Below are 478 nucleotides of genomic sequence, written 5' to 3'. Positions count from 1 at the left end.
CACCGGTGGCGACGACCGCCCGATCGGGGTGCTCCGGGCCGAGGCGCACGCCGCGCTGGTGCTGCGGCCCTGGGACACCTCCCGCCCCGCGATGACCGGGCACGTCACGGTGCTGGCCCCCCTGGGTGCCCTGGACGGGCCGGTGGGGGCCGGCGCACCCGTCGCACGAGGTGGCCTCGATGGCGAGACGGGGCCGAGCGTGAACGGCACCCCGATCACCGCCGGCCACCTCCGCGAGCTCATGGCACGGCTCGGCGCCCTGGGCGTGCAGGCCCCGCCCGGCGGGAGCCTGGCGGTGGCGGTCACCGGCGAGGACGGGGCGCTGCTGGCCACCGCGACCGCCGCCGAGCTGCACCGGCTCACCGCACGCGGCTGCCCGGAACACGGCGCCGCCGCCGACTGCGGCTGCCCGCTGCTGCGCCGCCCGCCGACCGTGGCCGGGCACGACCCCTCCGCCGCCCAGGAGCGGTTCATCCGC

The 478-nt window shown here is 79.9% G+C and carries 1 pseudogene; it reads left to right on the top strand.

The features are described from left to right. Positions 1–478, top strand: a pseudogene (locus E9529_RS21510) (hypothetical protein); the annotation flags it as partial.

The organism is Blastococcus sp. KM273128 (assembly GCF_021698975.1).
Lineage (GTDB): Bacteria > Actinomycetota > Actinomycetes > Mycobacteriales > Geodermatophilaceae > Blastococcus.
Note: the sequence above shows the minus strand (reverse complement) of the source record. Positions and strands in the feature narration are given on the sequence as shown.